Consider the following 23670-nt stretch of genomic DNA (forward strand, 5'->3'; position numbering starts at 1 on the left):
CTTCGACAACCGGACCGTGCCATGAACGCCAAGGCCGATGCGCCCTTCGTACCCCTGAATATCGCTGTATTGACCGTCAGCGACACCCGTACCCTGGACACCGACACGTCGGGCCAGGTCTTCGTCGACCGCCTGACCGCCGCCGGCCACACCCTGGCCGAGCGTGTGCTGCTCAAGGACGACCTCTACAAAATTCGCGCCCAGGTTGCCCATTGGATCGCCGAGGACGTGGTGCAGGTCGTGCTGATCACCGGCGGCACCGGCTTCACCGGCCGCGACAGCACGCCCGAAGCGGTGAGCTGCCTGTTGGACAAGCAGGTCGATGGTTTCGGCGAGCTGTTTCGCCAGATATCTGTAGCCGACATCGGCACGTCCACGGTTCAGTCCCGCGCCTTGGCCGGCCTGGCCAATGGCACCCTGGTGTGCTGCCTGCCGGGTTCCACCAATGCGGTGCGCACCGGTTGGGACGGCATCCTGGCGGAACAGCTGGATAACCGTCATCGGCCGTGCAACTTCGTCCCCCATCTGAAACAGGCCGAGCCTTGTGAATCGCGTGGATAAGCCCGGCAAGTCCGGTGCCTTGATGCCGGTGGAAGTGGCCTTGCAGCGTTTATTGGACATGGCCGACGCGTCGCCGATCCGCGAGCACGAAAGCATGCGCCTGGCCGAGTGCGATGGCCGCGTATTAGCGCAAGACCTGGTCTCCACCCTCGACCTGCCGCCCTGGCCCAACAGCGCCATGGACGGCTACGCGCTGCGCGTGGCGGATTGGGCCGGCGAACCCTTGCCGGTCAGCCAACGCATTTTCGCCGGCAATGCGCCAGAGCCTCTAGCGGCCGGCACCTGCGCGCGCATCTTTACCGGCGCGCCGGTGCCCCAAGGTGCGGACTGCGTGGAAATGCAGGAAAACGCGACCCTTCACAGCGATGAGCGCGTGAGCTTCAGCGAGCGACTGCAAGCGGGCCAGAACATCCGCCCACAAGGCCAGGAAACCACGGTCGGCGAGTTGGTGTTGCCCGCGAGCACGCGCCTGGGCCCGATCGAGTTGGGCCTGGCCGCTTCGCTTGGGCGCGATCGCCTGGACGTGGTGCGCCGGGTGCGGGTGGCCGTGCTGTCGACCGGCGATGAGCTGATCGAGCCCGGTTTGCCGCTGGGGCCAGGCCAGATCTACAACAGTAACCGCCGCGTGCTGTGCAGTTGGCTGACGCGAATGGGCTGTGAAGTGATCGATGCCGGCATCTTGCCGGACGACCTGGAACAGACGCGCACGCGATTGGCTGGCGTGGGCGGCGTCGACTTGATCCTGTCCACTGGCGGTGTGTCGGTGGGTGAGGCGGATTTCCTCGGCATTGCCCTGCGTGAAGAGGGCGAGCTGGCGTTGTGGAAACTCGCGATCAAACCGGGCAAGCCGCTGACCTTCGGGCACTTTCGTGGCGTGCCGGTGATCGGCCTGCCGGGTAACCCCGCGTCGACCCTGGTGACGTTCGCCCTGTTGGCACGGCCTTACCTGCTGCGCCGCCAAGGTGTGCAAGACGTTGCGCCGCTACGTTTCAATGTGCCGGTGGGGTTCGTATGGCCCAAGCCAGGCAACCGCCGTGAGTATCTGCGGGGGCGTATCGAGCAGGGCCAAGCGGTCATCTACGGCAACCAGAGTTCCGGCGTATTGCGCAGTGCAGCGTGGGCGCAAGGGTTGGTGGAGGTGCTGGAAGGGACGACCTTGGCGGTGGGCGACCAGGTCAACTTCATTCCGCTGAGTGACGTCCTGAATTGAGACCCGAGCTGAAAATCGCTCACCCTGTTTCGACGCAGCAAAAATTTGAACCGCCCGTGAATGCGCTTACCTAATGATTAGCTTGTGACGAATCGCACAGGCAATTTGCCAATATCGGCATATCCGAGAGGTGGGCAACGTGGCTAAAGACGAGAAGAAAAGCAAAGGTGAAGATTCGAAAGCCAGCAAGGAATTGAAAGACAAAAAGTCTTCACCGGCAAAAAAATCCGCAGCGGCATCGGCTCTTTCAAAATCTTCGGAAAAGAAAGACAAGAAAAAAGATGCCGAACCCAAGAAGTCCGTAAAAAAAGCTGATAGCAAGCCAGAAAAGGCGAAGAAGCCGGAGAAGGCAGAGAAGAAGTCAGAGAAAGCAGAAAAGCCGGCGAAAAAGAAAAAATGATACCTGCTAGGGCCTTGCGCCCTAGCTTCTCCACGCTCGGGGCCTTCGATTCCGGAGGCTCATCAACTTTGAACTAATCATAATGCCCGTCCCCCTAACGCGGTGCAGATAATCCCTGGCTTGGGTCGATCCTGGGCTGATCAATGACACGCAAAGGTGGTGAATCATGAAGAGTGAACAAGTAGAAGGTGTGGCTGAAAAACTCGCCGGCAAGGCACAAAGTGCGGTCGGAAAGTTGTTGGGTGATTCGAAGATCGAAGCAGAAGGTGCTGGACGACAAGCTGCCGGTCAGCTGACCCAGACCTATGGCGACGCACTGGACAGCGTATCTACGTTCGTTAAAGAAAAACCAGTCGCCGCACTCGCGATTGGTGCGGTAGCCCTGCTGGTGCTCGACCGTCTGCTGCGCCGCTGAGGTTTATCGGCTGGGTCCGATAGCGGAGGTTCAGGTGACTGATACACCGCTATCGGGGCAAGCCTCAACGCCGATCAGTTAAGCGAAAGGGGCTCATTGTAGGAGTGAGCTTGCTCGCGAAAAACGTCCAGGCAACGTGTTCATTCTGGATAAACGCGGGGGCTCTGAGTCTTTCGCGAGCAAGCTCGCTCCTACATAGCAAGCCCCCTCACACATTTGAATCGGTGTTGGCCTGGCTTTATTCAGTAGTCGTCGCCGCGCTCCGTCACATCCCGCTCCACCGGCAGCGCATCGGGGTCATAGCCCACTGGGAACTTGCCTTTCAGGGTCCAGGCAAACGCGATGATTTCGGCGATCGTGCGGTACAACTCCTCCGGAATACTGTCCCCCAATTCCATACGCGCCAGCAGCTTCACCAATTCGGCGTTTTCATAGATAGGCACTTCATTTTCTCGCGCCAGCTTGAGGATCGCTTCGGCCAGGGCCTCATCGCCCTTGGCGGTCAGGGTGGGGGCTTGCTGGCCGTCGTACTTGAGGGCGATCGCCTGGCGGGGAGGTGAGGGGTTCTTCATGCGGTCTCATCCACCCAGCGTTGTTCCAGTCCGGTTTTGGGCCCGCGCGGCGGGGTGCCGAGGTGGCAATCCAGGTCGCCAACGTTAAGCCCGGACGCCACCAGGCGTTCGCGCAGGCTGCCCAGGTGGTTTTCGATCAGGCTGGCGGTAAAGGGCCGGGTCGCCCATAACTGGCTGGAGAGTTTGCCCTGAGTCAGCTGCGCTTGCACTTGCAACGGCCCCAACGGCTCCATATCGAACGCCAGTTCCACGCGCCAGAGCATCTGCTTGGGGTCTTTGCGCTCTTTGCGGTCGGGCTGCTCTTTATCCGCGGGCGGCTCCTCGCGCTGGAATTTCACCTGCAGCGGCACGATGTCCTGCAGGTTGCGCATGGGGATTTCCAGTTGCCAGGTGGTTTGCAGGCGGCCATCGGCGGTGGTGCCGGTCTGTTCCAGGCTCGACAGTTGGTGGCTCTGTAAGCGAGCGATCGCCCCGGCGGCCAGGCGCAGCAGGTTTTCCAGGTCGCCTTCGCCTTCCAGTTTGGCCATCAGCCGCTCGGGCAGTGGGAAACTCGCGGGCGTCTGACGCGCACTGACCTGACCGAGGGTGCCCAACGGGCTGCGCACAAAATTGGGCAATACCTGGGCCAACGTATTGGCGGCGAGGATGGCATTCAGATTGGTGCTGGCGGGCAGGGCAGGCAGTAGATCCGCGACCAGGCGCAGCAGCGCGCCCTTCATGTCCAGCGGTGGTATTTGCGGGTTCTGCCCGGCAAGCAGCTTCGCCTCCAGAAAGGCCCCGCTATTCTGCACCAGTTGCGCCAGCACCTTGGGATTGCTGACTTGTGCCAGGTCGGGGAGGGCCGCCAGTAAACGCTCGGCCGCCCCACGCAGGTCGGCGGAGGTGCTGTCGCCACGGGGCAGGTTTTGCAGGGCGGTAAACACTGCATCCAGCGAGCCTTGGCGACTTTGCTGGGTCGAGAGTTGCTGCGCGACCGCCAATTGGTCCTTCATGCCACTCAAGGGCACGAAGCTCAGGGTCTGCGCGTCCTGCACGACCGCGCTGAGCAAGCTGCCAACCCTTAACGGCTGCGGGCTTTCCACGGTGAGGGTGGCAGTGGTCATGGCGTTATTGAGCACAGTCACCAGCGAGCGATAGACCGCCGGCTGCGCGGTGCCCTGGGGCAGCATCTGGGTGGTCAGCACCTTGGCTTGCAGCAGCGTGCCCACCGGCATTTGGGTAGTGTCGATGCGGGTGAGGGCGGCGACATTGGCGCTCAACGCCTGCTGCAGCGAGAGGGTAAGGTTGCCCGCTGGCGTCTGGCCCACGGCCACGTTACTGCCCAACGGCAGCGGCTGGGTGCTGCTGGCCTGCACCAGGGTCTGGCGACCACCCTCAAGCGTCAACTTCAACAGTAACTGAAAAGCTTCGCCGCCTTGTTTAAGCGCGATGACCTCGGCGTTGACGGTTTTTCCAGGCGCGATCAAGCCGGTCTGCGGCTCCAGCAGCTTGAGCAACTCGCCGGCCGCAGGCAGCGGGGCGGGGCCTGAAGTCGCGGTTGGCGGCAGGCTAGGAAGGTTGATCTCACCGGTCATCGTGCGCATCGTCTCTGGGGAAATTGCCCTCTTTAGAGTAGGGCATCGCATGTATAATGCCGCCCGTCTGCAACGAGAGCGGTAAAAACCTCACAACTATTTGATCCAGCTCTCTAAAATCGGTCGCCAAAGCCGTTATTGTGCATTTCTCTATAACGGCCGCTGCACCGCCGACTTGAACCGTAAAGGCCCGCGATCTCTTGACCAGCCCTCTTCTTGAAGCCGTAGCGCTTGCCTGTGAACGCGACCTGCGCCTGCTGTTCGAACACCTCCAATTGCGCCTGGCGGGCGGCGACATGGTGCAAGTCAGCGGCCCCAACGGCAGTGGCAAGACCAGCCTGCTGCGCTTGCTGGCAGGGTTGATGCAACCGACGGCGGGTGAGGTTCGGCTTAACGACAAGCCCCTGCATGAACAGCGCACCGAGTTGGCCCGCAACCTGATCTGGATCGGCCACGCCGCCGGGATCAAGGACGTACTCACCGCAGAAGAAAACCTCAGTTGGCTCAGCGCGCTGCATCATCCCGCTGGCCGCGATGCAATCTGGCAGGCCCTGGCCGCTGTCGGTCTCAAGGGCTTCGAAGACGTGCCCTGTCACACCCTCTCCGCCGGCCAGCAGCGTCGTGTCGCGCTGGCGCGCCTGTACTTGCCGGGCCCGCCGCTGTGGATTCTCGACGAACCATTCACCGCCCTCGACAAACAAGGCGTGGCCCAATTGGAAGAACACCTGGCCCGGCATTGCGAGCAGGGCGGGTTGGTGGTGCTCACCACCCACCACACCCTGGCGCGCAGGCCCGCCGGTTACCGTGAACTGGATCTGGGGCGGTGGTCGGCATGAGCGTCTTTGCGCTGCTGGTCGCCCGCGAAGCACGCCTGTTGTGCCGTCGCCCGGCAGAGCTGGCCAACCCGCTGGTGTTCTTCGCCATCGTGGTTGCCTTGTTCCCCCTGGCGGTCGGTCCCGAGACTAAACTGTTGCAAACCTTGTCCCCGGGACTGGTTTGGGTAGCGGCGCTTTTATCCGTGCTGCTCTCGCTGGACGGGCTGTTTCGCAGTGATTTCGAAGACGGTTCCCTGGAGCAATGGGTCCTTTCGTCGCACCCTTTGCCCCTTCTGGTATTGGCCAAGGTACTGGCACACTGGGCCTTTTCCGGCCTCGCGCTGGTCTTGCTTTCGCCGCTGCTGGCGCTGATGCTGGGTTTGCCGGTTGAATGCTTGCCGGTGTTGCTCCTGTCCTTGTTACTCGGTACACCAGTGCTCAGCCTGCTGGGGGCGGTGGGCGCAGCGTTGACCGTCGGTTTGAAGCGCGGTGGCCTGTTACTGGCCCTGCTGATTCTGCCGTTGTACATCCCGGTCCTGATCCTCGGCAGCGGTGCTTTGCAGGCTGCGCTGATGGGCATGCCGGCAACCGGTTACCTCCTGTGGCTTGGCAGCCTGGCCGCCCTGGCGGTAACCCTGACACCCTTTGCCATAGCGGCCGGCCTGAAGATCAGCGTCGGCGAATAATGAGGTCTGGTCAGGCTTTACACGCTTAGCCAGTAAAGACCCTAAGCTGCTTGCCACGACAAGCAGCAACCGTGAGAAACAGCAATGAACTGGACCTGGTTTCACAAGCTCGGCTCGCCCAAATGGTTTTATGGCATCAGCGGCAGGCTGCTGCCGTGGTTGAGCGTCGCCGCCGTGCTGCTGATCGGCACCGGCCTGGTTTGGGGCCTGGCCTTCGCACCGCCGGACTACCAGCAAGGCAACAGCTTTCGCATCATCTATATCCACGTGCCCGCCGCCATGCTGGCGCAGTCCTGCTACGTGATGCTGGCGGTATGCGGCATCGTCGGTCTGGTCTGGAAGATGAAGCTTGCCGACGTCGCCCTGCAATGTGCCGCGCCGATAGGTGCGTGGATGACCGCCGTGGCGCTGGTCACCGGCGCGATCTGGGGCAAACCCACCTGGGGTTCGTGGTGGGTGTGGGATGCGCGGCTCACGTCCATGTTGATCCTGCTGTTCCTGTACTTCGGCCTGATTGCCCTGGGCAACGCGATCAGCAACCGTGACAGCGCCGCCAAGGCCTGCGCGGTGCTGGCGATTGTCGGCGTAATCAACATCCCGATCATCAAATACTCGGTAGAGTGGTGGAACACCTTGCACCAGGGCGCCACCTTCACCCTCACCGAAAAACCGACAATGCCGGTGCAAATGTGGGCGCCGTTGCTGTTGATGGTGCTGGGTTTTTACTGCTTCTTCGGCGCGGTGCTGCTGCTGCGCATGCGCCTGGAAGTGCTCAAGCGTGAAGCCCGCACCAGCTGGGTCAAGGCCGAAGTTCAAGCCAGCCTGGGAGCGCCTGCATGAGTTTTACTTCATTCAGCGATTTTCTCGCCATGGGCCATCACGGCCTGTATGTCTGGACGGCCTATGGCATCTGCCTGGCGGTGCTGGCCCTCAACGTCGCCGTGCCACTCCTGGCGCGCAAGCGTTACCTGCAACAAGAGGCGCGTCGTCTGCGCCGGGAGACCGATAAGTGAATCCGTTGCGCCGAAAGCGTCTGTTGATCATCCTTGCCATCCTCGCCGGCGTCGCCATTGCCGTGGGCCTGGCCCTGAGTGCCTTGCAGCAGAACATCAACCTGTTCTACACCCCGACCCAGATCGCCAATGGCGAAGCGCCGGTGGACACGCGCATCCGCGCCGGCGGCATGGTGGAGAAGGGTTCGCTGAAACGCTCCGGCGATTCCCTGGACGTGACCTTCGTCGTCACCGACTTCAACAAAGCCGTGACCATCACCTATCGCGGCATCCTCCCGGACCTGTTCCGCGAAGGCCAGGGCATCGTCGCTCTGGGCAAGCTCAACGCCAACGGCGTGGTGGTGGCCGATGAAGTGCTGGCCAAGCACGATGAAAAATACATGCCGCCGGAAGTCACCAAAGCGCTGAAAGACAGCGGCCAATCCGCGCCTGGCTCAATGCCGGCACCTGCCAAGGAGGGCTAAGCGATGACGTCCGCACTGTTTATTCCTGAGCTGGGCCAGTTGGCGATGATCCTCGCCCTGTGCTTCGCCGTCGTCCAGGCCGTGGTGCCGCTGCTCGGTGCCTGGCGCGGCGACCGCCTGTGGATGAGCCTGGCGCAGCCGGCCGCCTGGGGCCAGTTCGCGTTCCTGCTGTTCGCCTTCGGCTGCCTGACCTACGCCTTCATGACCGACGATTTTTCCGTCGCCTATGTGGCCAATAACTCCAACAGCGCGCTGCCCTGGTACTACAAGTTCAGCGCCGTGTGGGGCGCCCACGAAGGGTCGCTGCTGCTGTGGGCGTTGATCCTCGGCGGCTGGACCTTCGCCGTATCGGTGTTCTCGCGCCAATTGCCGCAAGTGATGCTGGCGCGGGTGCTGGCGGTGATGGGCATGATCAGCATCGGGTTCCTGCTGTTCCTGATCATGACGTCCAACCCGTTCAGCCGCATCCTGCCGCAGGTTCCGGTGGACGGGCATGACCTCAACCCACTGCTGCAAGATATCGGCCTGATCGTGCACCCACCGATGCTTTACATGGGGTATGTCGGCTTCTCCGTGGCCTTTGCCTTCGCCATCGCCGCGTTGCTCGGCGGGCGCCTGGATGCGGCCTGGGCGCGCTGGTCGCGTCCCTGGACCATCGTCGCCTGGGCCTTCCTGGGTATCGGCATCACCCTGGGGTCGTGGTGGGCTTACTACGAACTCGGCTGGGGCGGCTGGTGGTTCTGGGACCCGGTGGAAAATGCGTCCTTCATGCCCTGGCTGGTCGGCACCGCGCTGATTCACTCCCTGGCTGTCACCGAAAAACGTGGCGTGTTCAAGAGCTGGACCGTGCTGCTGGCCATTGCGGCATTTTCCCTCAGCCTGCTCGGCACCTTCCTTGTGCGTTCGGGCGTGCTGACGTCAGTGCACGCGTTTGCGTCGGACCCTGCGCGCGGCGTGTTCATCCTGATCTTCCTGCTGTTTGTGGTCGGTGGTTCGCTGACGCTGTTTGCCCTGCGCGCACCAGTGGTCAAGAGCCAGGTCGGCTTTAACCTGTGGTCGCGGGAAACCTTGCTGCTCGGTAACAACCTGGTACTGGTGGTGGCCGCGTCGATGATCCTGCTCGGCACGCTGTACCCGTTGGTGCTGGATGCCTTGAGCGGTGCCAAGCTGTCTGTCGGCCCGCCGTACTTCAACGCCTTGTTCATTCCGTTGATGGGCCTGTTGATGGTGGTGATGGCGGTCGGCATGCTGGTGCGCTGGAAAGACACCCCGGTGAAATGGCTGGCCGGCATGCTGATGCCGGTGCTGCTGGGCAGTGTGGCCCTGGCCGTGATCGCCGGGGTGGCCTACGGCGATTTCAACTGGGCGGTGCTCGCCACGTTCCTGCTCGCGGCCTGGGTACTGCTGGCCGGTGTGCGCGACATTGCCGACAAGACCCGTCACAAGGGCTTGATCAAAGGCTTGCCGACGTTGACCCGCAGCTACTGGGGCATGCAGATCGCCCACCTCGGCATCGCGGTGTGTGCCTTGGGTGTGGTGCTGTCGAGCCAGAACAGCGCCGAGCGCGACCTGCGCCTGGCGCCGGGTGAGTCCATGGACCTGGCCGGTTATCACTTCATCTTTGAAGGCGCCAAGCATTTCGAAGGGCCGAACTTTACGTCAGACAAAGGCACTGTGCGCGTCGTGCGCAACGGCAAGGAAATCGCCGTGCTGCATCCGGAAAAACGCCTGTACACGGTGCAGAGCTCAATGATGACCGAAGCCGGCATCGACGCGGGTTTCACTCGTGATCTGTATGTGGCGCTCGGTGAACCGCTGGGCGACGGCGCCTGGGCGGTGCGCGTGCATGTCAAACCGTTCGTGCGCTGGATCTGGTTTGGCGGTTTGTTAACCGGTTTCGGTGGCTTGCTTGCCGCGCTGGACCGGCGCTATCGGGTCAAGGTCAAGAGTCGGGTGCGTGAAGCCCTCGGTATGGGAGCGGCGGTATGAAGCGTTGGTTGATGGTGTTGCCGCTGGCAGCGTTCCTGGTGGTGGCGGTGTTCCTTTATCGTGGCCTGTACCTGGACCCGGCCGAGTTACCGTCGGCAATGATCGGCAAGCCGTTCCCGGAGTTTTCACTGCCGAATGTGCAGGGCGACAAGCAGCTGTCCCGCGCCGACCTGTTGGGTAAACCGGCGCTGGTCAACGTGTGGGGCACCTGGTGCATCTCCTGCCGCGTCGAACACCCTGTGCTGAATAAACTGGCCGAGAACGGTGTGGTGATCTACGGCATCAACTACAAGGACGACAATGCCGCGGCCTTGAAGTGGTTGGCCGAATTCCACAACCCGTACCAGCTGGATATTCGCGATGAGGACGGCAACCTCGGCCTGAACCTGGGGGTGTACGGCGCCCCGGAAACCTTCTTTATCGATGCCAGGGGCGTGATCCGCGACAAGTATGTCGGCGTGATCGACGAAGTGGTCTGGCGCGAACAACTGGCCGCCAAATACCAGGCCCTGGTTGATGAGGCCAAACCATGAAGCGCCTGTTGGCTGCCGCCGTCCTGGCGCTGGGGCTGGCCGGTGTGGCCCACGCCGCCATCGACACCTATGAATTTGCCAACGACGCCGAGCGTGAGCGTTTTCGCGAGCTGACCAAGGAACTGCGCTGCCCCAAGTGCCAGAACCAGGACATCGCCGATTCCAATGCGCCCATCGCTGCCGACCTGCGCAAAGAGATCTTCCGCATGCTGGGGGAGGGCAAGGACAACCAGCAGATCATCGACTTCATGGTCGACCGCTACGGTGATTTCGTGCGCTATAAACCGGCCCTGACCGGCAAGACCGCGCTGCTCTGGTTCGGCCCTGCCGGGCTGTTGCTGGCCGGCGTGGTGGTCATGGCCGTGATCGTGCGCCGCCGCCGTGCCGCGCCTGCCGATGGCTGCGATGCGCTGTCCCCTGAAGAGCGTAAACGTCTCGACCACTTGCTGGACACCAAGACTGATGATTGATTTCTGGCTCGCAGCCGGCCTGCTGCTGTTGATTGCCCTGAGTTTCCTGTTGATTCCTGTTTTGCGTGGCCGCCGCGCCCAGCGTGAAGAGGACCGCACCGCGCTGAACGTGGCGCTGTATCAAGAACGCGTCGCCGAGCTGCAAGTGCAGCAGGACGAAGGCGTGTTGAATGCCGCGCAACTCGATACCGGCCGCGCCGAAGCGGCGCGTGAGTTGCTGGCCGACACCGAGGGCCTGGAAAAGCCTCGCGAATCCCGCCTGGGCAAACCGCTGCCATTACTGGCGGCGGTGTTGGTACCGGTGCTGGGCTTGGGCATGTATCTGCATTTTGGCGCGAGTGACAAAGTCGAACTGGCCCGTGAGTTCTCCCAACCGCCAGTGTCCATGGCCGACATGACCCGACGCCTGGAACGCGCCGCCGCTGCGCAACCGGATTCAGCAGAAGGGTTGTACTTCCTGGGGCGCGCCTACATGGCCCAGGACCGTGCGGCCGATGCCGCTAACGTCTTCGAACGCACCGTGGCCCTGGCCGGGCGCCAGCCCGAACTGCTCGGGCAGTGGGCTCAGGCGCAATATTTTGCTGACAACAAGCAGTGGTCACCCAAGGTCCAGGCGCTGACCGACGAAGCCTTGAAGCTCGATCCAAAGGAAGTCACCAGCCTTGGCCTGCTTGGTATCGCCGCCTTCGAAGGCCAGCGCTACCAGGAGGCTATCGATTACTGGAAGCGTCTGCTGGCGCAACTGCCCCCCGAAGACAATTCCCGTGTTGCGCTGCAAGGCGGTATCGACCGCGCGGCGCAAAAGCTCAGGGAGAGTGGCGGCACTGTCGCGCAAAAGGCCGTGCTGAAAGTACGCGTGGACCTGTCCGCCGAAGTGAAAGCCAAGGCCCTGCCAGGCGACAGCGTGTTCATCTTTGCCCGCGCCGTCAGCGGCCCGCCGGCGCCCCTGGCGGCCAAGCGTGTCAGCGTTGCCGAACTGCCCGTCACCGTGGAACTGGGCGATGCCGACGCGATGATGCCGCAGTTGAAACTGTCCAACTTCCCTGAAGTCCAACTGGTTGCGCGCATATCCCGGGCAGGTGTTCCAACCGCTGGCGAGTGGATCGGCCGCAGCCAACCCCTGGCCAGCAACACCACTGCACTGCAGCAGCTGACCATCGACAGTCCGGATAAGTAATTCGAGGAAACGCCCATGACCGCATTTGCACGTATCACCCTGCTCAGCCTGGTAGTGGGCCTGAGCGCCTGTGCGGTCCACCGGCCACCTCCCGGGCCCACTGGGCCGACCATTCCACCGTCCGGCCCGTCGACGCAACCGACGACCAAACCCTCCGGCCCGGTCACCCCGCCGCCGAAACCACTGCCAACCAAATCGCCAACCTTCGCCCCACCTCCCGGCGCCGCCAGCCACTGGGACGGCAAGATGCAGGTCTACGTACTCGACGACCAGCCCGACACCTTCTATCGCCAGCGCACCTACTACCGCTGGAGCAACGGCTGGAGCCGCTCCATCAGCCCGAACGGGCCGTGGGAAGAAACCAACGTGCAAGGCGTGCCGCCGGGGTTGAGCAAGCAGTACGCGCAATGACAACAGGCGACCTTTATAGGTCGCCTTTTTCATGACTGTAAAATGATCGTTCCCTCGCTCCGCGTGGGAATGCATCCCGTGACGCTCCGCGTCACCAGTGCGCAAAAAGCAGGACGCGGAGCGTCCAGGGTGGCATTCCCACGCAGAGCGTGGGAACGATCCTATTATCAAGCGACAGGACACTCCCGGTTCAACGCTTCATCCACCAATAACTGCGCAATTTCCATCATCTGCACGACCGCCAGCACCTGCTTGCGGCCTGAGCCATCCAGATGCTCGGCGCAGTCGTACGCACATACAGTCGCCGACCCCAGCATCTCGCTGGCATTGCTTAACGCCGCTTCGGTGCTAAGGCCGGGTCGTACGGTGAAGATGAGGTTGGGCGGGGTTTGTGGGATGTCATCCGGACGGGATGGTGGGGGATTTGGCGTAACCTTTTTCATGCAGTCAGTCTCCATTCAGTTGGAGCTCACCACATCCGCGACCAAGCAGAAGGGTGGCGAGCTGTACGCAGGTTGGTCGACCAGGGAATGGAAACCCGGCAGGGCCCTAAGCCCTCCCGCGCACAGCTCGCCATAACGCGAGCACAAGAATGCCGCTTGCGCGGCACTGTGCGCCATTCTAACCCAGGCGACCAAGCCTGATCGCTGATGAGCAGCGATTGCGAGAGGCTAACGGCGCCTTATAGCAACTGCAAGCCACGCAGATCGTAGGAAAATTCCTGTCTGGATCAAGCGTTGCGCCGTCTGAGTTGTGCCCAGTAAGCACCGCAGCTATCACAGCTGTCATGGCTCACCCTTTCCCGGTAAGGTGACCACCGCTGGCCTGGCTGCCTAGCAACCGCTGGATATACTCTGCTGTACCGGGCAAACCGGTACAGTGGGCCAATGAGTGGGAAAACAAGCAAAGAGGGTGTGGTGATGGCAGGCAGGTTGATCTATCTCATCGGGCCTTCCGGTTCGGGCAAGGACAGCCTGCTGGAGGCCGCACGCCCACGGTTGGCCGAGCGCGGTTGCCGTATTGTGCGCCGCGTCATCACCCGGTCTGCGGAAGCGGTGGGTGAAGCGGCGCTGGGCGTGAGCCCGGCGCAGTTTGCGGCGATGCAGGCGCAAGGCGAGTTTGCCCTCAGTTGGCAGGCCAATGGGTTGTCCTACGGCATTCCCAAGCAGATCGATGAATGGCTGGCGGCCGGGGAGGACGTGCTGGTCAACGGCTCGCGCGCCCACCTGGCGCAAACCCGTGAGCGTTATCCGACATTGCTGGTGTTGTTGCTGACGGTCGATCAGGTGGTGTTGCGCCAGCGTTTGATCGCACGCGCACGTGAGTCATTGGCCGATATTGAGGAACGCCTGGCACGCAACGTGCGGTTCACCGAGGAACTGATCACCGCCAATGGCGAAGGGTTATTCGTGCTGGATAATTCCGGCCCGTTGGAACATACGGTCGAGCGTTTGCTGTGTTGCCTGGCCCATGGGCACTCGGCCTGAGCCCGATACTGCGTCGAAACGCCCAGATCTCTTTGATATCACCCACCGCGCCACCAGGCGCGCCTTCCGTTGTGCATATTCAGTAAAACAACCGCCAGTCAGACCAGTCAATTCTGTGCTTGAGTAAAGATAACTCTAGGGTTATTTTTATTTAGTCCAAGCCAAGGAGGCAGGGGGGCAAAGCAGGCTATTGATCAAAGAGCTGCAAGAGGCGGGTTGGGTGCTGGATCGTGTCACCGGCAGCCATCACATTTTTACCCACCGCTATAACCCGTACACGATCCCGGTGCCTCATCCGAAGAAAGATCTTCCCTTGGGCACCGTCAGAAGCATCAGGAAACGCGCCGGGCTGTTTCAGTTTTAAGGAGAGCATGCATGCAATACCCAATCTGCATCGAATGGGGCGATGACTTTACCGCCACCGGTATCCAGATCCCCGATATTCCGGGTGCTGTCACCGCCGGGGACAGTTTTGAAGAGGCGTATAACGCGGCCGTGGAGGTTGCGCACATCATGCTGCAGGAGATCGCCGCCGAGGGCGGAGTGATTCCGATGCCAACCTCGGTCGCCACTCATCACGCCCATGAAGACTACGCCGGCATGGGCTGGGGCATGTTGGAGCTGGATATCTCGCCCTATCTGGGCAAGACCGAGAAGGTCAATGTGACCTTGCCCGGCTATGTCATCCAACGCATCGACCGTTACGTGCGCGAGCATAAAGTCAAAAGCCGCTCGTCATTTCTGGCGGACGCGGCTTTGGAGAAGTTGGTGCGTTCTTAAGCGGTTGCCGCCGCCACCTGGCGCGACGCACTGAGAAACCGCAACAACGCCACCAGCGGGAACGCACTGCCCACCAGCATCACCCCCAGCCAACCGCCGTGTTCGTACACGCTGCTGGCAATCGCCGAGCCGAAGGCGCCGCCAATGAAGATGCTGGTCATGTACAGCGCGTTCAGGCGGCTGCGGCTCTGGGCGTCGAGGGCGTAGACGGCGCGCTGGCCGAGGACCATGTTCATCTGCACGCAGAAGTCCAGCACCACGCCGGTCACCGCCAGGCCGATCACACTGTACAGCGGGTGCACGAAGGCCGGCAGGAAGCTCAACGCGGCAAACAGCATCGCCAGCAGCGACGCACGGTGGGTGTGGCCGGCATCGGCCAGGCGCCCGGCGATGGGCGCCGCGATGGCACCCAGGGCACCGACCAGGGCGAACAGCGCGATTTCGCTCTGGGTCAGGCCATGATTGCGTGCCAGTTCCAGTGGGGCAGCGGTCCAGAACAGGCTGAAGGTTGCGAACATGCAACCCTGATAAAACGCGCGCTGGCGCAGCACCGGCTGGTGGCGCAACAGGCTGCCCAGCGAGCCCAGCAATTGGCCGTAGCTGGCGCTATGATCCGGCTGGCGCTTGGGAATGGTCAGCATCAACACTACGCTGATGAACACCATCAATGCTGCTGCCGCCATGAACATCGCACGCCAGCCGAAGTGGTCCGCCACCACGCTGGACACCGGCCGCGCCAGCAGAATGCCCAGCAATAACCCGCCCATGATGCTGCCGACCACCCGGCCACGGGACTCGGCAGGCGCCAGGTGTGCGGCCAACGGGATCAGGATCTGCACCGACACCGAGCTGAAGCCGATCAGCAGCGACACCAGCAGGAACAGGTTGGGCTGCTCGGTGAACGCGGCGCCCAGCAGGCTGGCGATGGCCACCACGGTGGTGATGATCATCAGCCTGCGGTTTTCCAGCAGGTCGCCCAGCGGCACCAGGAAGAACAGGCCCAGGGCATAGCCGATCTGCGTCAGCGACACAATCAGGCTGGCCATGGCCGGCGTGAGCCCGATGTCCGGCGCGATCAGTTCGATGATCGGCTGCGCGTAATAGATGTTGGCGACGATGGCACCGCAGCAAAACGCAAACAGCATGACCATGCCTCGGGTCATGGTGCCTGTCGCCTGGGAGGTAGCGTTCATGGTGTTCTCATAAAAGCGAAGGAAGATGGCGTGAGAGGGTAAAGACAATGGCCGGCAGTGAGTAGGCCGCTTGTAGTGATAACGGTCATGCCGCGAAATAATGACACTCCACAAAACCAATGTGGGAGGGGGCTTGCCCCCGATGGCGGTGCATCAGTCAATGCCTGTGCTGGCTGACCCACCGCTATCGGGAGCAAGCCCCCTCCCACAGTATCGAGGAACGCTTACTGGCCGGAGTAAATCTGGTCAAACACGCCGCCATCATTGAAGTGGGTTTTCTGCACGGTGCGCCAGTCACCAAAGGTTTTCTCTACCGACAGGAAGTCGACTTTCGGGAAACGGTCGGTGTACTTGGCCAGCACTGTCGGGTCACGCGGGCGCAGGTAGTTGTTGGCGGCGATTTCCTGGCCTTCGGCCGACCACAGGTACTTCAGGTAGTCTTCAGCGGCCTCGCGGGTGCCTTTCTTCTCGACCACTTTGTCCACCACCGACACCGGCGGCTCAGCTTCGGCGGAGACGCTTGGGTAGATCACTTCGAACTGATCGCGGCCGAATTCACGGGCGATCATTTCCGCTTCGTTTTCAAAGGTGACCAGCACGTCGCCGATCTGATTGGTCATGAAGGTGGTGGTGGCGGCACGGCCACCGGTGTCGAGTACCGGCGCCTGTTTGAACAGCTTGCCGACGAAGGCCTTGGCCTTTTCTTCATCGCCGCCGTTCTTCAGCACATAGCCCCAGGCCGACAGGTAAGTGTAGCGGCCGTTACCCGAGGTTTTCGGGTTGGGCACGATCACCTGTACGCCATCCTTGAGCAGGTCGGGCCAGTCTTTCAGGGCTTTGGGGTTGCCCTTGCGCACGATGAACACCGTGGCCGAGGTGAACGGCGCGCTGTTGTTCGGCAGGCGGGTGACCCAGTTGTCCGGTACCAGTTTGCCGTTGTCGGCCAGGGCGTTGATGTCGGTGGCCATGTTCATGGTGATCACGTCCGCCGGCAGGCCGTCGATCACCGAGCGCGCTTGTTTGCTGGAGCCGCCAAAGGACATCTGCAGGGTCAGCTTGTCATTCGGGTGTTCGGCATCCCAATGCTTCTGGAAGGCGGCGTTGTAGTCCTTGTAGAAATCACGCATCACGTCGTAGGAGACGTTGAGCAGGGTAACCGGTGCCGCCTGGACGGCGCCGGCCAGGGCCAGGCCGGCGGCCAGGAGAGAGGCGCTGAGGATGTTTTTCACTGCTCATTCCTTGTTGTTCGAGAGAAGAGGGGAGGCACAATGCCAGCGACTATAGCCGGGGCCGCATAGTCGCTTAAAGATTAAAAAGAACTTTGCTTATTCCACTTTCTTAAAGAGATTGCTGCCACAGCGTGAGCAAAACGCTGCATTCGGCTCGTGGCTGTTCTTCTTGCACACCGGGCAGTCGGTTTGCAGCTGCTCACCGCGCATGGCGCTCGCCAGCTCTGCGGTGAATATCCCGGTGGGCACGGCAATGATCGAGTAACCGGTGATCATCACCAGCGAGGAAATCACCTGGCCCAGGGGAGTCTTGGGCACGATGTCGCCAAAGCCCACGGTGGTGAGCGTCACGATCGCCCAATAGATGCCCTTGGGAATGCTGGTAAACCCGTGTTCCGGGCCCTCGATCACGTACATCAAGGTGCCGAACACCGTCACCAGGGTGCACACGCTCACCAGGAACACCACGATCTTCTGCTTGCTACCGCGCAGCGCCGCCATCAGGTAGTTGGCCTGCTTGAGGTAGGGGCTCAGCTTGAGTACGCGGAAGATCCGCAGCATGCGGATGATGCGGATAATCAGCAGGTACTGCGCGTCGCTGTAGTACAACGCGAGGATGCCGGGGACGATGGCGAGCAGATCCACCAGGCCATAAAAGCTGAAGGCATAGCGCAATGGCTTGGGCGAGCAGTAAAGCCGCAGGCCGTACTCGATCAGGAAGATGAGGGTGAATCCCCACTCGATATACGCCAGCACGTCGGCGTAGTTCTGGTGGATCTGGTCGATGCTGTCGAGCATCACGATCACCAGGCTGGCGAGGATGATCAACAACAGGATGCCGTCAAAGCGCCGCCCGGCGACGGTGTCGCTTTGAAAAACCATGACGTAGAGCCGCTGGCGCCAGTCGTTGTTGCTGTCCATAAGTCCGCCTGAGGTGAATATCGGCAAAGCCTAGGGGGATTCGAACGGCCTGTCCATGCGCGGTGTGCGCAGCATTCGCTGGCTGGCGCGCACCAGCCAGCAACTGAGAATGAACGGCGCGGTCAGTGCCGGCAGGTGCAGGGCGGCAAAACCTGGGGTGAGCAGAATGGCCAGCCCGATGCCGAGCAGCGGCAGCCAGGGTTGGCGCTGTGCCTGGCTCAGCGCCAGGGCGGCGAGCGCCGGGTTGTAGCTGTGCAGGCCGAGCAGGGCACCGCTGGTTTCGCCCAGCAGCAAGGCGACCATTACGCCAGCGATGGCGCCGAGCAGTGCCCACACGGCAGCGCGGCGGTCAGCCAGTAGCAGGCCGACGGCGATCAAGGCCCCGGCCAGGGGCTGGTCGAGCAGCATCACCTGGGCCAGGCCGGTGAACGGGGCGCCGAGTAGCGCCAGGGTATCGGGCTCGCTCGGGGCGAAGGTAGCGGGCGCCATGGTGCCCAGCAACAACCAGCCCAGGCCGACAAAGGGCGAGGTGTAGGCGGGTAGGTCCTGGGGGTGCGAGGCCAGTTTCAACCACTGCCTCACCAGCATCGCGCTCACGCCGCCGCACGCCAGGATCAGTGGCGGCACCAGAGCCGACCAGGCGAAGTGCTGGCTGATCAATAAGCCCAGCAAGACGCCGTTGTAGCTATGCAGCCCGGCCTGGCGTTCGGCCTTGGGGTAACCCCGGCGCTGGGCCGTGAGCAAACCCGCGACGCCGCCCAGCAAGGCACCGCCGAGCAACGCCGGGGCGCCGATCAGGATCGCCAGCAGGCACAGCAGGCCGCACAGTGGATGGCGCTGGAGAAAAATCTGGCTGAAGCCGTTGAGCAGGGCTTCGGCCCAGTCGGGGCAGGTGGAGTTGTGCATGATGGGTATTCAGGAGGACCGAGTTGTTCCCATCGGGGGCAAGCCCCCTCCCACACTTGATTGGGTTCACAAATTTACAGATGTGAACGCGTCCAATGTGGGAGGGGGCTTGCCCCCGATGAGGCCCGAGCAAGCGCTAAATCAACGTCTCTATACGCAGCGAGTTGGTCGACCCCAACTGCCCGAACGGCACCCCCGCGGTAATCACCAGCGTATCCCCGCGTTGCGCCATCCCTTGGGCCTGGGCGATCTCCAATGCGGTGGAACACACCTCATCCACCTGGCGCAGCCGATCATTGACCACCGAGTGCACCCCCCACGCCACGCTCAAACGCCGCGCCGTGGACAGGTTCGGCGTGAGGTTGAGGATCGGCGCCACCGGCCGCTCCCTGGCCGCGCGCAGGCTGGAGGCGCCCGACTCGCTGTAGTTCACCAGCACCGCCACCGGCAGGATGCTGCTGATACGCCGGATCGCACAGCTGATGGCGTCCGACACCGTGGCGTCCGCCCTGGGCCGGCTGACATCCAGCTGGGCCTGGTAGTCCGGGCCGTTCTCAACTTGGCGGATAATCTTGCTCATCATCTGCACGGCTTCCAGCGGGTACTCGCCCGACGCGGTTTCCGCCGACAGCATCACCGCGTCCGCGCCTTCTGCCACCGCATTGGCCACGTCGGTGACTTCGGCGCGGGTCGGCGCCGGGGAAAAGCGCATGGACTCGAGCATCTGTGTCGCCACCACCACCGGTTTACCCAGTTGGCGGCAGGTTTTAATGATGTCCTTCTGGATCTGCGGCACGCTTTCGGCCGGCACCTCCACGCCCAGGTCGCCGCGGGCCACCATGATCGCGTCGCTCAGTTCGGCGATTTCCCGCAGCCGTTGCACTGCCGAGGGCTTCTCGATCTTGGCCATCAGGAACGCCCTGTCGCCGATCAGCTCGCGGGCTTCGCGGATATCTTCCGGGCGCTGCACGAACGACAGCGCCACCCAGTCCACGCCCAATTCCAGGCCGAACGCCAAGTCGCGACGGTCCTTGGCGGTGAGCGGGCTGAGTTCCAGCAGCGCCTGCGGCACGTTCACGCCTTTGCGATCGGACAACTCGCCGCCATTGAGCACCGTGGTGTCGATGGCATCGGCATGCTTGGTGAGCACGCGCAGGCGCAGCTTGCCGTCGTCCAGCAACAGCTCCATGCCCGGCTCCAGTGCCGCGATGATTTCCGGGTGGGGCAGGTTGACCCGACGCTGATCGCCCGGTGTTTCATCCAGGTCCAGGCGCAGCGCCTGGCCGCGCACCAGTTGCACCTTGCCCTCGGCAAAGCGCCCGACGCGCAGCTTGGGCCCTTGCAGGTCCATGAGGATGCCCAGCGGGTAGTTCAACTGGCGCTCCACCTGGCGAATCCACTGGTAGCGCTGCGCGTGATCGGCGTGGTCGCCATGGCTGAAGTTGAGGCGAAAGATATTCACCCCGGCTTCCACCAGCTCGCGGATGTCATCGATCCCATCAGTGGCCGGGCCCAGGGTGGCGAGGATTTTGACCTTCTTGTCAGGCGTCATGTTTGGCAGTCTCGAGGATCAGGATGGCGCGGAAGTCGTTGACGTTGGTGCGGGTCGGCTCGGTGACGATCAGCCCGTCGAGCGCGGCGAAATAACCGTAGCCGTTGTTGTTGTCCAGCTCGTCGCTGGCGCTCAGGCCCAGGGCTTCGGCGCGGCGGTAGCTGCACGGGGTCATGATCGCGCCGGCGTTGTCTTCCGAGCCGTCGATGCCATCGGTATCGCCGGCCAGGGCATAGACGCCGGGCAGGCCCTTGAGGCTGTCGGTGAGGCTGAGCAGAAACTCCGCGTTGCGCCCGCCACGGCCATTGCCGCGCACGGTGACGGTGGTTTCGCCGCCGGAGAGAATCACGCAGGGTGCCGCTAATGGCTGGCCGTGCTGCACGATTTGCCGGGCAATGCCGGCGTGCACCTTGGCCACGTCGCGCGCTTCACCTTCGAGGTCGCCGAGGATCAGCGGGCTGAACCCGGCCTGGCGTACTTTTACCGCCACCGCTTCCAGGGATTGCTGCGGCCGGGCGATCAACTGGAAGTGGCTGCGGGTGAGCAGCGGGTCACCAGGCTTGACGGTCTCCGACGCAGGGTCCTGCAACCAGTTGCGCACCGAGGCGGGCACGTCGATGCCGTAGCGCTTGAGAATTGCCAGGGCCTGTTGCGAAGTGCTCGGGTCGCCGACCGTGGGGCCGGAGGCGATCACCGTGGCCTGGTCGCCCGGCACATCGGAAATCGCGTAGGTATAGACCGTGGCCGGCCACGCGGCCTTGGCCAACCGCCCGCCCTTGATCGCCGAGAGGTGCTTGCGCACGCAATTCATCTCGCCAATGGTGGCGCCGGATTTGAGCAGGGCTTTGTTGATGCTTTGCTTGTCGGCCAGGGTGATGCCTTCGGCGGGCAGGGCAAGCAACGCGGAGCCGCCGCCGGAGAGCAGGAAAATCACGCGGTCGTCTTCGGTCAGATGGCTGATCAGTTCCAGCACGCGCTTGGCCACGGCGAGGCCGGCAGCGTCGGGCACGGGATGGGCGGCCTCGACCACTTCGATTTTCTGGCACGGCGCACCATGGCCGTAGCGGGTGACGACCAGGCCGCGAACCTCGCCCTGCCAGCAGTCCTCCACAACCAGCGCCATGGCGGCTGCGGCCTTGCCGGCGCCGATCACGATCACCCGGCCGCTGCGGTCGGCGGGCAGGTAAGGTTCAAGGACTTGCCGGGGATGGGCGGCGTCGATGGCTGTGGCAAACAGCTCGCGAAGCAGGTGTTGCGGATCGACCGACATAAGCGGGCTCCGGGGGAAATTCTTGTTATTAGAGGTGCAACAATCCAACGATGAAATGAGGGCCAAATGTGGGAGGGGGCTTGCCCCCGATAGCAGTGTTTCAGTCACCTCATCCATAACCTGACACACCGCAATCGGGAGCAAGCCCCCTCCCACCTTTGAATGCATTTCAACAGGGGAGAGTGGTGTGGGTTATTTATCGCGAATCGAGAAATTCGCCATATGCTCCAACCCCTTGATCAGTGCCGAATGGTCCCAGTTACCGCCACCAAGCGCCGCGCAGGTGCTGAACACTTGCTGGGTGCCGGCGGTGTTCGGCAAGTTGATCCCCAACTCTTTCGCCCCGGCCAGGGCCAGGTTCAAGTCCTTCTGGTGCAGGTTGATACGAAAGCCTGGGTCAAAGGTGCCCTTGATCATGCGTTCGCCATGCACTTCCAGGATCTTCGACGAGGCAAAGCCGCCCATCAGCGCTTCACGCACCTTGGCCGGGTCGGCGCCGTTTTTCGAGGCGAACAGCAGCGCTTCGGCCACCGCCTGAATATTCAGGGCCACGATGATCTGGTTGGCGACCTTGGCGGTCTGGCCATCCCCGTTACCGCCCACCAGGGTGATGTTCTTGCCCATCGCCTGGAACAGCGGCAGCGCGCGCTCGAAGGTCTGCGGTTCGCCACCAACCATGATGCTCAGGGTGCCGGCCTTTGCGCCGACTTCACCACCGGACACCGGGGCATCCAGGTACTGCGCGCCGGTCGCATTGATCTTCGCAGCGAACGCCTTGGTGGCGGTGGGGGAGATCGAGCTCATGTCGATCACCACCTTGTTCGGCGACAGGCCGGCGGCCACGCCGTCGGCGCGCAACAGCACGTCCTCGACCTGCGGGGTGTCGGGCACCATGACGATGATGAACTCGGCTTCCTGGGCGACTTGCTGGGGGTTGGCCAAGGCCACCGCGCCGGCGCTGATCAGTTCAGCCGGGGCCTTGCCATGATGTTCGGAGAGAAACAGTTGGTGACCTGCTTTCTGCAGGTTCGCGGCCATGGGTTGGCCCATGATGCCGGTGCCGATAAATCCGATTTTAGCCATGATGAAAGTCCTCTTTTTTATTAGATATGGCGCGGTCTTTTAGACGCTGCCAAGCCAATGTGGGAGGGGGCTTGCTCCCGATAGCGGTGCATCAGTCGACACACCTGTTGAATGAACGATTGCTATCGGGAGCAAGCCCCCTCCCACATTGTTTGGTGTTGTGTCTGTTAGATGGCGTTGTGGCTTTTTAGCCAGCCGAGACCCGCTTCGGTGGTGGTCAGCGGCTTGTACTCACAGCCGACCCATCCCGTGTAACCAATCCGGTCCAAGTGCTCGAACAGGAAGCGATAGTTGATTTCACCAGTGCCCGGCTCGTTGCGCCCTGGGTTGTCGGCCAGTTGAATGTGGTTGATCACACCCAAGCGCGTGGCCAGGGTGCGGGCCAGATCGCCCTCCATGATTTGCATGTGATAGATGTCGTATTGCAGGAACAGGTTGTCACTGCCCACCTGCTCGCGGATCGACAGAGCCTGCGCGGTATTGTTGAGGTAGAAACCCGGAATGTCGCGGGTGTTGATCATCTCCATCACCAGCTTGATGCCCGCTGCCTGCAATTTGTCGGCGGCGTACTTGAGGTTGGCGACGAAGGTTTTCTCAACGGTTTCGTCATCCACGCCGTGCGGCCGAATGCCCGCCAGGCAATTGACCTGGGTATTGCCCAGCACCTGGGCGTAGGCGATAGCCAGCTTGACCCCGGCGCGGAACTCTTCGACCCGGTCGGGGTGGCAGGCCAGGCCGCGTTCGCCTTTGGCCCAGTCGCCGGCCGGCAGGTTGAACAGCACCTGGGTCAGGCCGTTGGCGTCGAGCTGCGCCTTGATCTCAGCTGAGCTGAATTCGTACGGGAACAGGTACTCCACCCCTTCGAAGCCGGCATCGGCGGCCGCTTTGAAGCGGGAAAGGAAATCCTGCTCGGTAAACAGCATGGACAGGTTGGCGGCAAAGCGCGGCATAGGGTTCTC

General features: G+C 62.4%; 28 protein-coding genes. 17 read left to right on the forward strand and 11 right to left on the reverse strand.

The features are described 5' to 3' along the window. Positions 1–21: 21 nt before the first annotated feature. The 4 genes from moaB to C4J91_RS08660 all read left to right on the forward strand — a co-directional run bounded on the left by moaB (position 22) and on the right by C4J91_RS08660 (position 2586). On the forward strand, positions 22–561 hold the full coding sequence (gene moaB, locus C4J91_RS08645; RefSeq protein WP_048729884.1) for a molybdenum cofactor biosynthesis protein B: 540 nt from the start codon (positions 22–24) through the stop codon (positions 559–561). After that, positions 545–1771, forward strand: coding sequence for a gephyrin-like molybdotransferase Glp (glp, locus tag C4J91_RS08650; RefSeq protein WP_124361938.1), 1227 nt, complete (start codon positions 545–547; stop codon positions 1769–1771). Before moaB ends, glp begins: the two co-directional genes overlap by 17 nt. A 130-nt stretch (positions 1772–1901) precedes the next feature. Next, positions 1902–2171, forward strand: coding sequence for a hypothetical protein (locus tag C4J91_RS08655; RefSeq protein WP_164484518.1), 270 nt, complete (start codon positions 1902–1904; stop codon positions 2169–2171). 166 nt (positions 2172–2337) lie between these two features. Next, a complete protein-coding gene (locus C4J91_RS08660; RefSeq protein WP_124361940.1) occupies positions 2338–2586 on the forward strand; it encodes a CsbD family protein in 249 nt (82 codons plus the stop codon). A gap of 242 nt (positions 2587–2828) precedes the next feature. Here the strand turns inward: C4J91_RS08660 and C4J91_RS08665 are convergent, their stop codons facing one another. Both C4J91_RS08665 and C4J91_RS08670 read right to left on the reverse strand, forming a co-directional pair. Beyond that, positions 2829–3158 (reverse strand): EscU/YscU/HrcU family type III secretion system export apparatus switch protein, encoded by a 330-nt coding sequence (locus tag C4J91_RS08665; RefSeq protein WP_124361941.1) that lies wholly within the window; start codon positions 3156–3158, stop codon positions 2829–2831. Continuing rightward, entirely contained in the window at positions 3155–4732 is a 1578-nt protein-coding gene (locus C4J91_RS08670; protein ID WP_124361942.1) for a flagellar hook-length control protein FliK, read from the reverse strand. The genes C4J91_RS08665 and C4J91_RS08670 overlap by 4 nt, the downstream gene beginning before the upstream one ends. A gap of 200 nt (positions 4733–4932) precedes the next feature. Between C4J91_RS08670 and ccmA the strand changes: the two genes are divergently transcribed. From ccmA to C4J91_RS08720, 10 genes are all read left to right on the forward strand, one after another. Beyond that, a complete protein-coding gene (gene ccmA, locus C4J91_RS08675; RefSeq protein WP_124361943.1) occupies positions 4933–5568 on the forward strand; it encodes a cytochrome c biogenesis heme-transporting ATPase CcmA in 636 nt (211 codons plus the stop codon). Further along, positions 5565–6233: a heme exporter protein CcmB gene (gene ccmB / locus C4J91_RS08680; protein ID WP_124361944.1), complete on the forward strand. Its 669-nt coding sequence runs from the start codon at positions 5565–5567 to the stop codon at positions 6231–6233. The genes ccmA and ccmB overlap by 4 nt, the downstream gene beginning before the upstream one ends. Before the next feature lie 84 nt (positions 6234–6317). Continuing rightward, entirely contained in the window at positions 6318–7073 is a 756-nt protein-coding gene (locus C4J91_RS08685) for a heme ABC transporter permease (RefSeq protein WP_124361945.1), read from the forward strand. Continuing rightward, the gene (gene ccmD / locus C4J91_RS08690) at positions 7070–7246 is read left to right on the forward strand and encodes a heme exporter protein CcmD (RefSeq protein ID WP_124361946.1); all 177 of its coding nucleotides are present in this window, start codon (positions 7070–7072) and stop codon (positions 7244–7246) included. Before C4J91_RS08685 ends, ccmD begins: the two co-directional genes overlap by 4 nt. After that, positions 7243–7710: a cytochrome c maturation protein CcmE gene (gene ccmE / locus C4J91_RS08695; RefSeq protein WP_124361947.1), complete on the forward strand. Its 468-nt coding sequence runs from the start codon at positions 7243–7245 to the stop codon at positions 7708–7710. Before ccmD ends, ccmE begins: the two co-directional genes overlap by 4 nt. A 3-nt stretch (positions 7711–7713) precedes the next feature. Beyond that, a complete protein-coding gene (locus C4J91_RS08700; RefSeq protein WP_124361948.1) occupies positions 7714–9699 on the forward strand; it encodes a heme lyase CcmF/NrfE family subunit in 1986 nt (661 codons plus the stop codon). Next, complete coding sequence (locus C4J91_RS08705) at positions 9696–10232, forward strand: DsbE family thiol:disulfide interchange protein (protein ID WP_124361949.1); 537 nt, start codon at positions 9696–9698, stop codon at positions 10230–10232. Before C4J91_RS08700 ends, C4J91_RS08705 begins: the two co-directional genes overlap by 4 nt. Further along, the gene (locus C4J91_RS08710) at positions 10229–10702 is read left to right on the forward strand and encodes a cytochrome c-type biogenesis protein (protein WP_124361950.1); all 474 of its coding nucleotides are present in this window, start codon (positions 10229–10231) and stop codon (positions 10700–10702) included. The genes C4J91_RS08705 and C4J91_RS08710 overlap by 4 nt, the downstream gene beginning before the upstream one ends. Next, positions 10695–11879 (forward strand): c-type cytochrome biogenesis protein CcmI, encoded by a 1185-nt coding sequence (gene ccmI / locus C4J91_RS08715; protein ID WP_124361951.1) that lies wholly within the window; start codon positions 10695–10697, stop codon positions 11877–11879. Before C4J91_RS08710 ends, ccmI begins: the two co-directional genes overlap by 8 nt. A 15-nt stretch (positions 11880–11894) precedes the next feature. Next, positions 11895–12290: a hypothetical protein gene (locus C4J91_RS08720; RefSeq protein ID WP_124361952.1), complete on the forward strand. Its 396-nt coding sequence runs from the start codon at positions 11895–11897 to the stop codon at positions 12288–12290. A 167-nt stretch (positions 12291–12457) separates the two neighbouring features. Here C4J91_RS08720 and C4J91_RS08725 read toward each other — a convergent pair whose 3' ends face one another. After that, positions 12458–12733: a DUF6124 family protein gene (locus C4J91_RS08725; protein ID WP_124361953.1), complete on the reverse strand. Its 276-nt coding sequence runs from the start codon at positions 12731–12733 to the stop codon at positions 12458–12460. Positions 12734–13210: 477 nt separating this feature from the next. Here C4J91_RS08725 and phnN point away from each other — a divergent pair, with 477 nt between their 5' ends. From phnN to C4J91_RS08740, 3 genes are all read left to right on the forward strand, one after another. After that, positions 13211–13777 (forward strand): phosphonate metabolism protein/1,5-bisphosphokinase (PRPP-forming) PhnN, encoded by a 567-nt coding sequence (phnN, locus tag C4J91_RS08730; RefSeq protein ID WP_124361954.1) that lies wholly within the window; start codon positions 13211–13213, stop codon positions 13775–13777. A 190-nt stretch (positions 13778–13967) separates the two neighbouring features. Then, complete coding sequence (locus tag C4J91_RS08735) at positions 13968–14141, forward strand: type II toxin-antitoxin system HicA family toxin (RefSeq protein WP_124361955.1); 174 nt, start codon at positions 13968–13970, stop codon at positions 14139–14141. Positions 14142–14152: 11 nt separating this feature from the next. Continuing rightward, the gene (locus C4J91_RS08740) at positions 14153–14557 is read left to right on the forward strand and encodes a type II toxin-antitoxin system HicB family antitoxin (RefSeq protein ID WP_124361956.1); all 405 of its coding nucleotides are present in this window, start codon (positions 14153–14155) and stop codon (positions 14555–14557) included. Here C4J91_RS08740 and C4J91_RS08745 read toward each other — a convergent pair. The 8 genes from C4J91_RS08745 to hyi form a co-directional block, all read right to left on the reverse strand. Further along, positions 14554–15750 carry an MFS transporter gene (locus C4J91_RS08745; protein WP_124361957.1) on the reverse strand — a complete coding sequence of 399 codons (1197 nt, stop codon included), beginning with the start codon at positions 15748–15750 and terminating at the stop codon, positions 14554–14556. The genes C4J91_RS08740 and C4J91_RS08745 overlap by 4 nt on opposite strands. Positions 15751–15974: 224 nt before the next feature. Then, positions 15975–16979: a sulfate ABC transporter substrate-binding protein gene (locus C4J91_RS08750; protein ID WP_124361958.1), complete on the reverse strand. Its 1005-nt coding sequence runs from the start codon at positions 16977–16979 to the stop codon at positions 15975–15977. Between the two features lie 96 nt (positions 16980–17075). After that, positions 17076–17900, reverse strand: a complete 825-nt coding sequence (locus tag C4J91_RS08755) for an ion transporter (RefSeq protein WP_124361959.1) — start codon at positions 17898–17900, stop codon at positions 17076–17078. Between the two features lie 30 nt (positions 17901–17930). After that, entirely contained in the window at positions 17931–18806 is an 876-nt protein-coding gene (locus tag C4J91_RS08760) for an urea transporter (RefSeq protein WP_124361960.1), read from the reverse strand. A 136-nt stretch (positions 18807–18942) separates the two neighbouring features. Then, the gene (gene pyk / locus C4J91_RS08765; RefSeq protein ID WP_124361961.1) at positions 18943–20358 is read right to left on the reverse strand and encodes a pyruvate kinase; all 1416 of its coding nucleotides are present in this window, start codon (positions 20356–20358) and stop codon (positions 18943–18945) included. Further along, on the reverse strand, positions 20348–21628 hold the full coding sequence (locus C4J91_RS08770) for a glycerate kinase (protein WP_124361962.1): 1281 nt from the start codon (positions 21626–21628) through the stop codon (positions 20348–20350). The genes pyk and C4J91_RS08770 overlap by 11 nt, the downstream gene beginning before the upstream one ends. Before the next feature lie 192 nt (positions 21629–21820). Beyond that, positions 21821–22711, reverse strand: a complete 891-nt coding sequence (locus C4J91_RS08775) for a 2-hydroxy-3-oxopropionate reductase (protein ID WP_124361963.1) — start codon at positions 22709–22711, stop codon at positions 21821–21823. 167 nt (positions 22712–22878) lie between these two features. Further along, a complete protein-coding gene (gene hyi / locus C4J91_RS08780) occupies positions 22879–23661 on the reverse strand; it encodes a hydroxypyruvate isomerase (RefSeq protein ID WP_124361964.1) in 783 nt (260 codons plus the stop codon). Positions 23662–23670 lie beyond the last annotated feature (9 nt).

The organism is Pseudomonas sp. R3-52-08 (assembly GCF_003851745.1).
In the GTDB taxonomy this organism is placed as follows: Bacteria; Pseudomonadota; Gammaproteobacteria; order Pseudomonadales; family Pseudomonadaceae; genus Aquipseudomonas.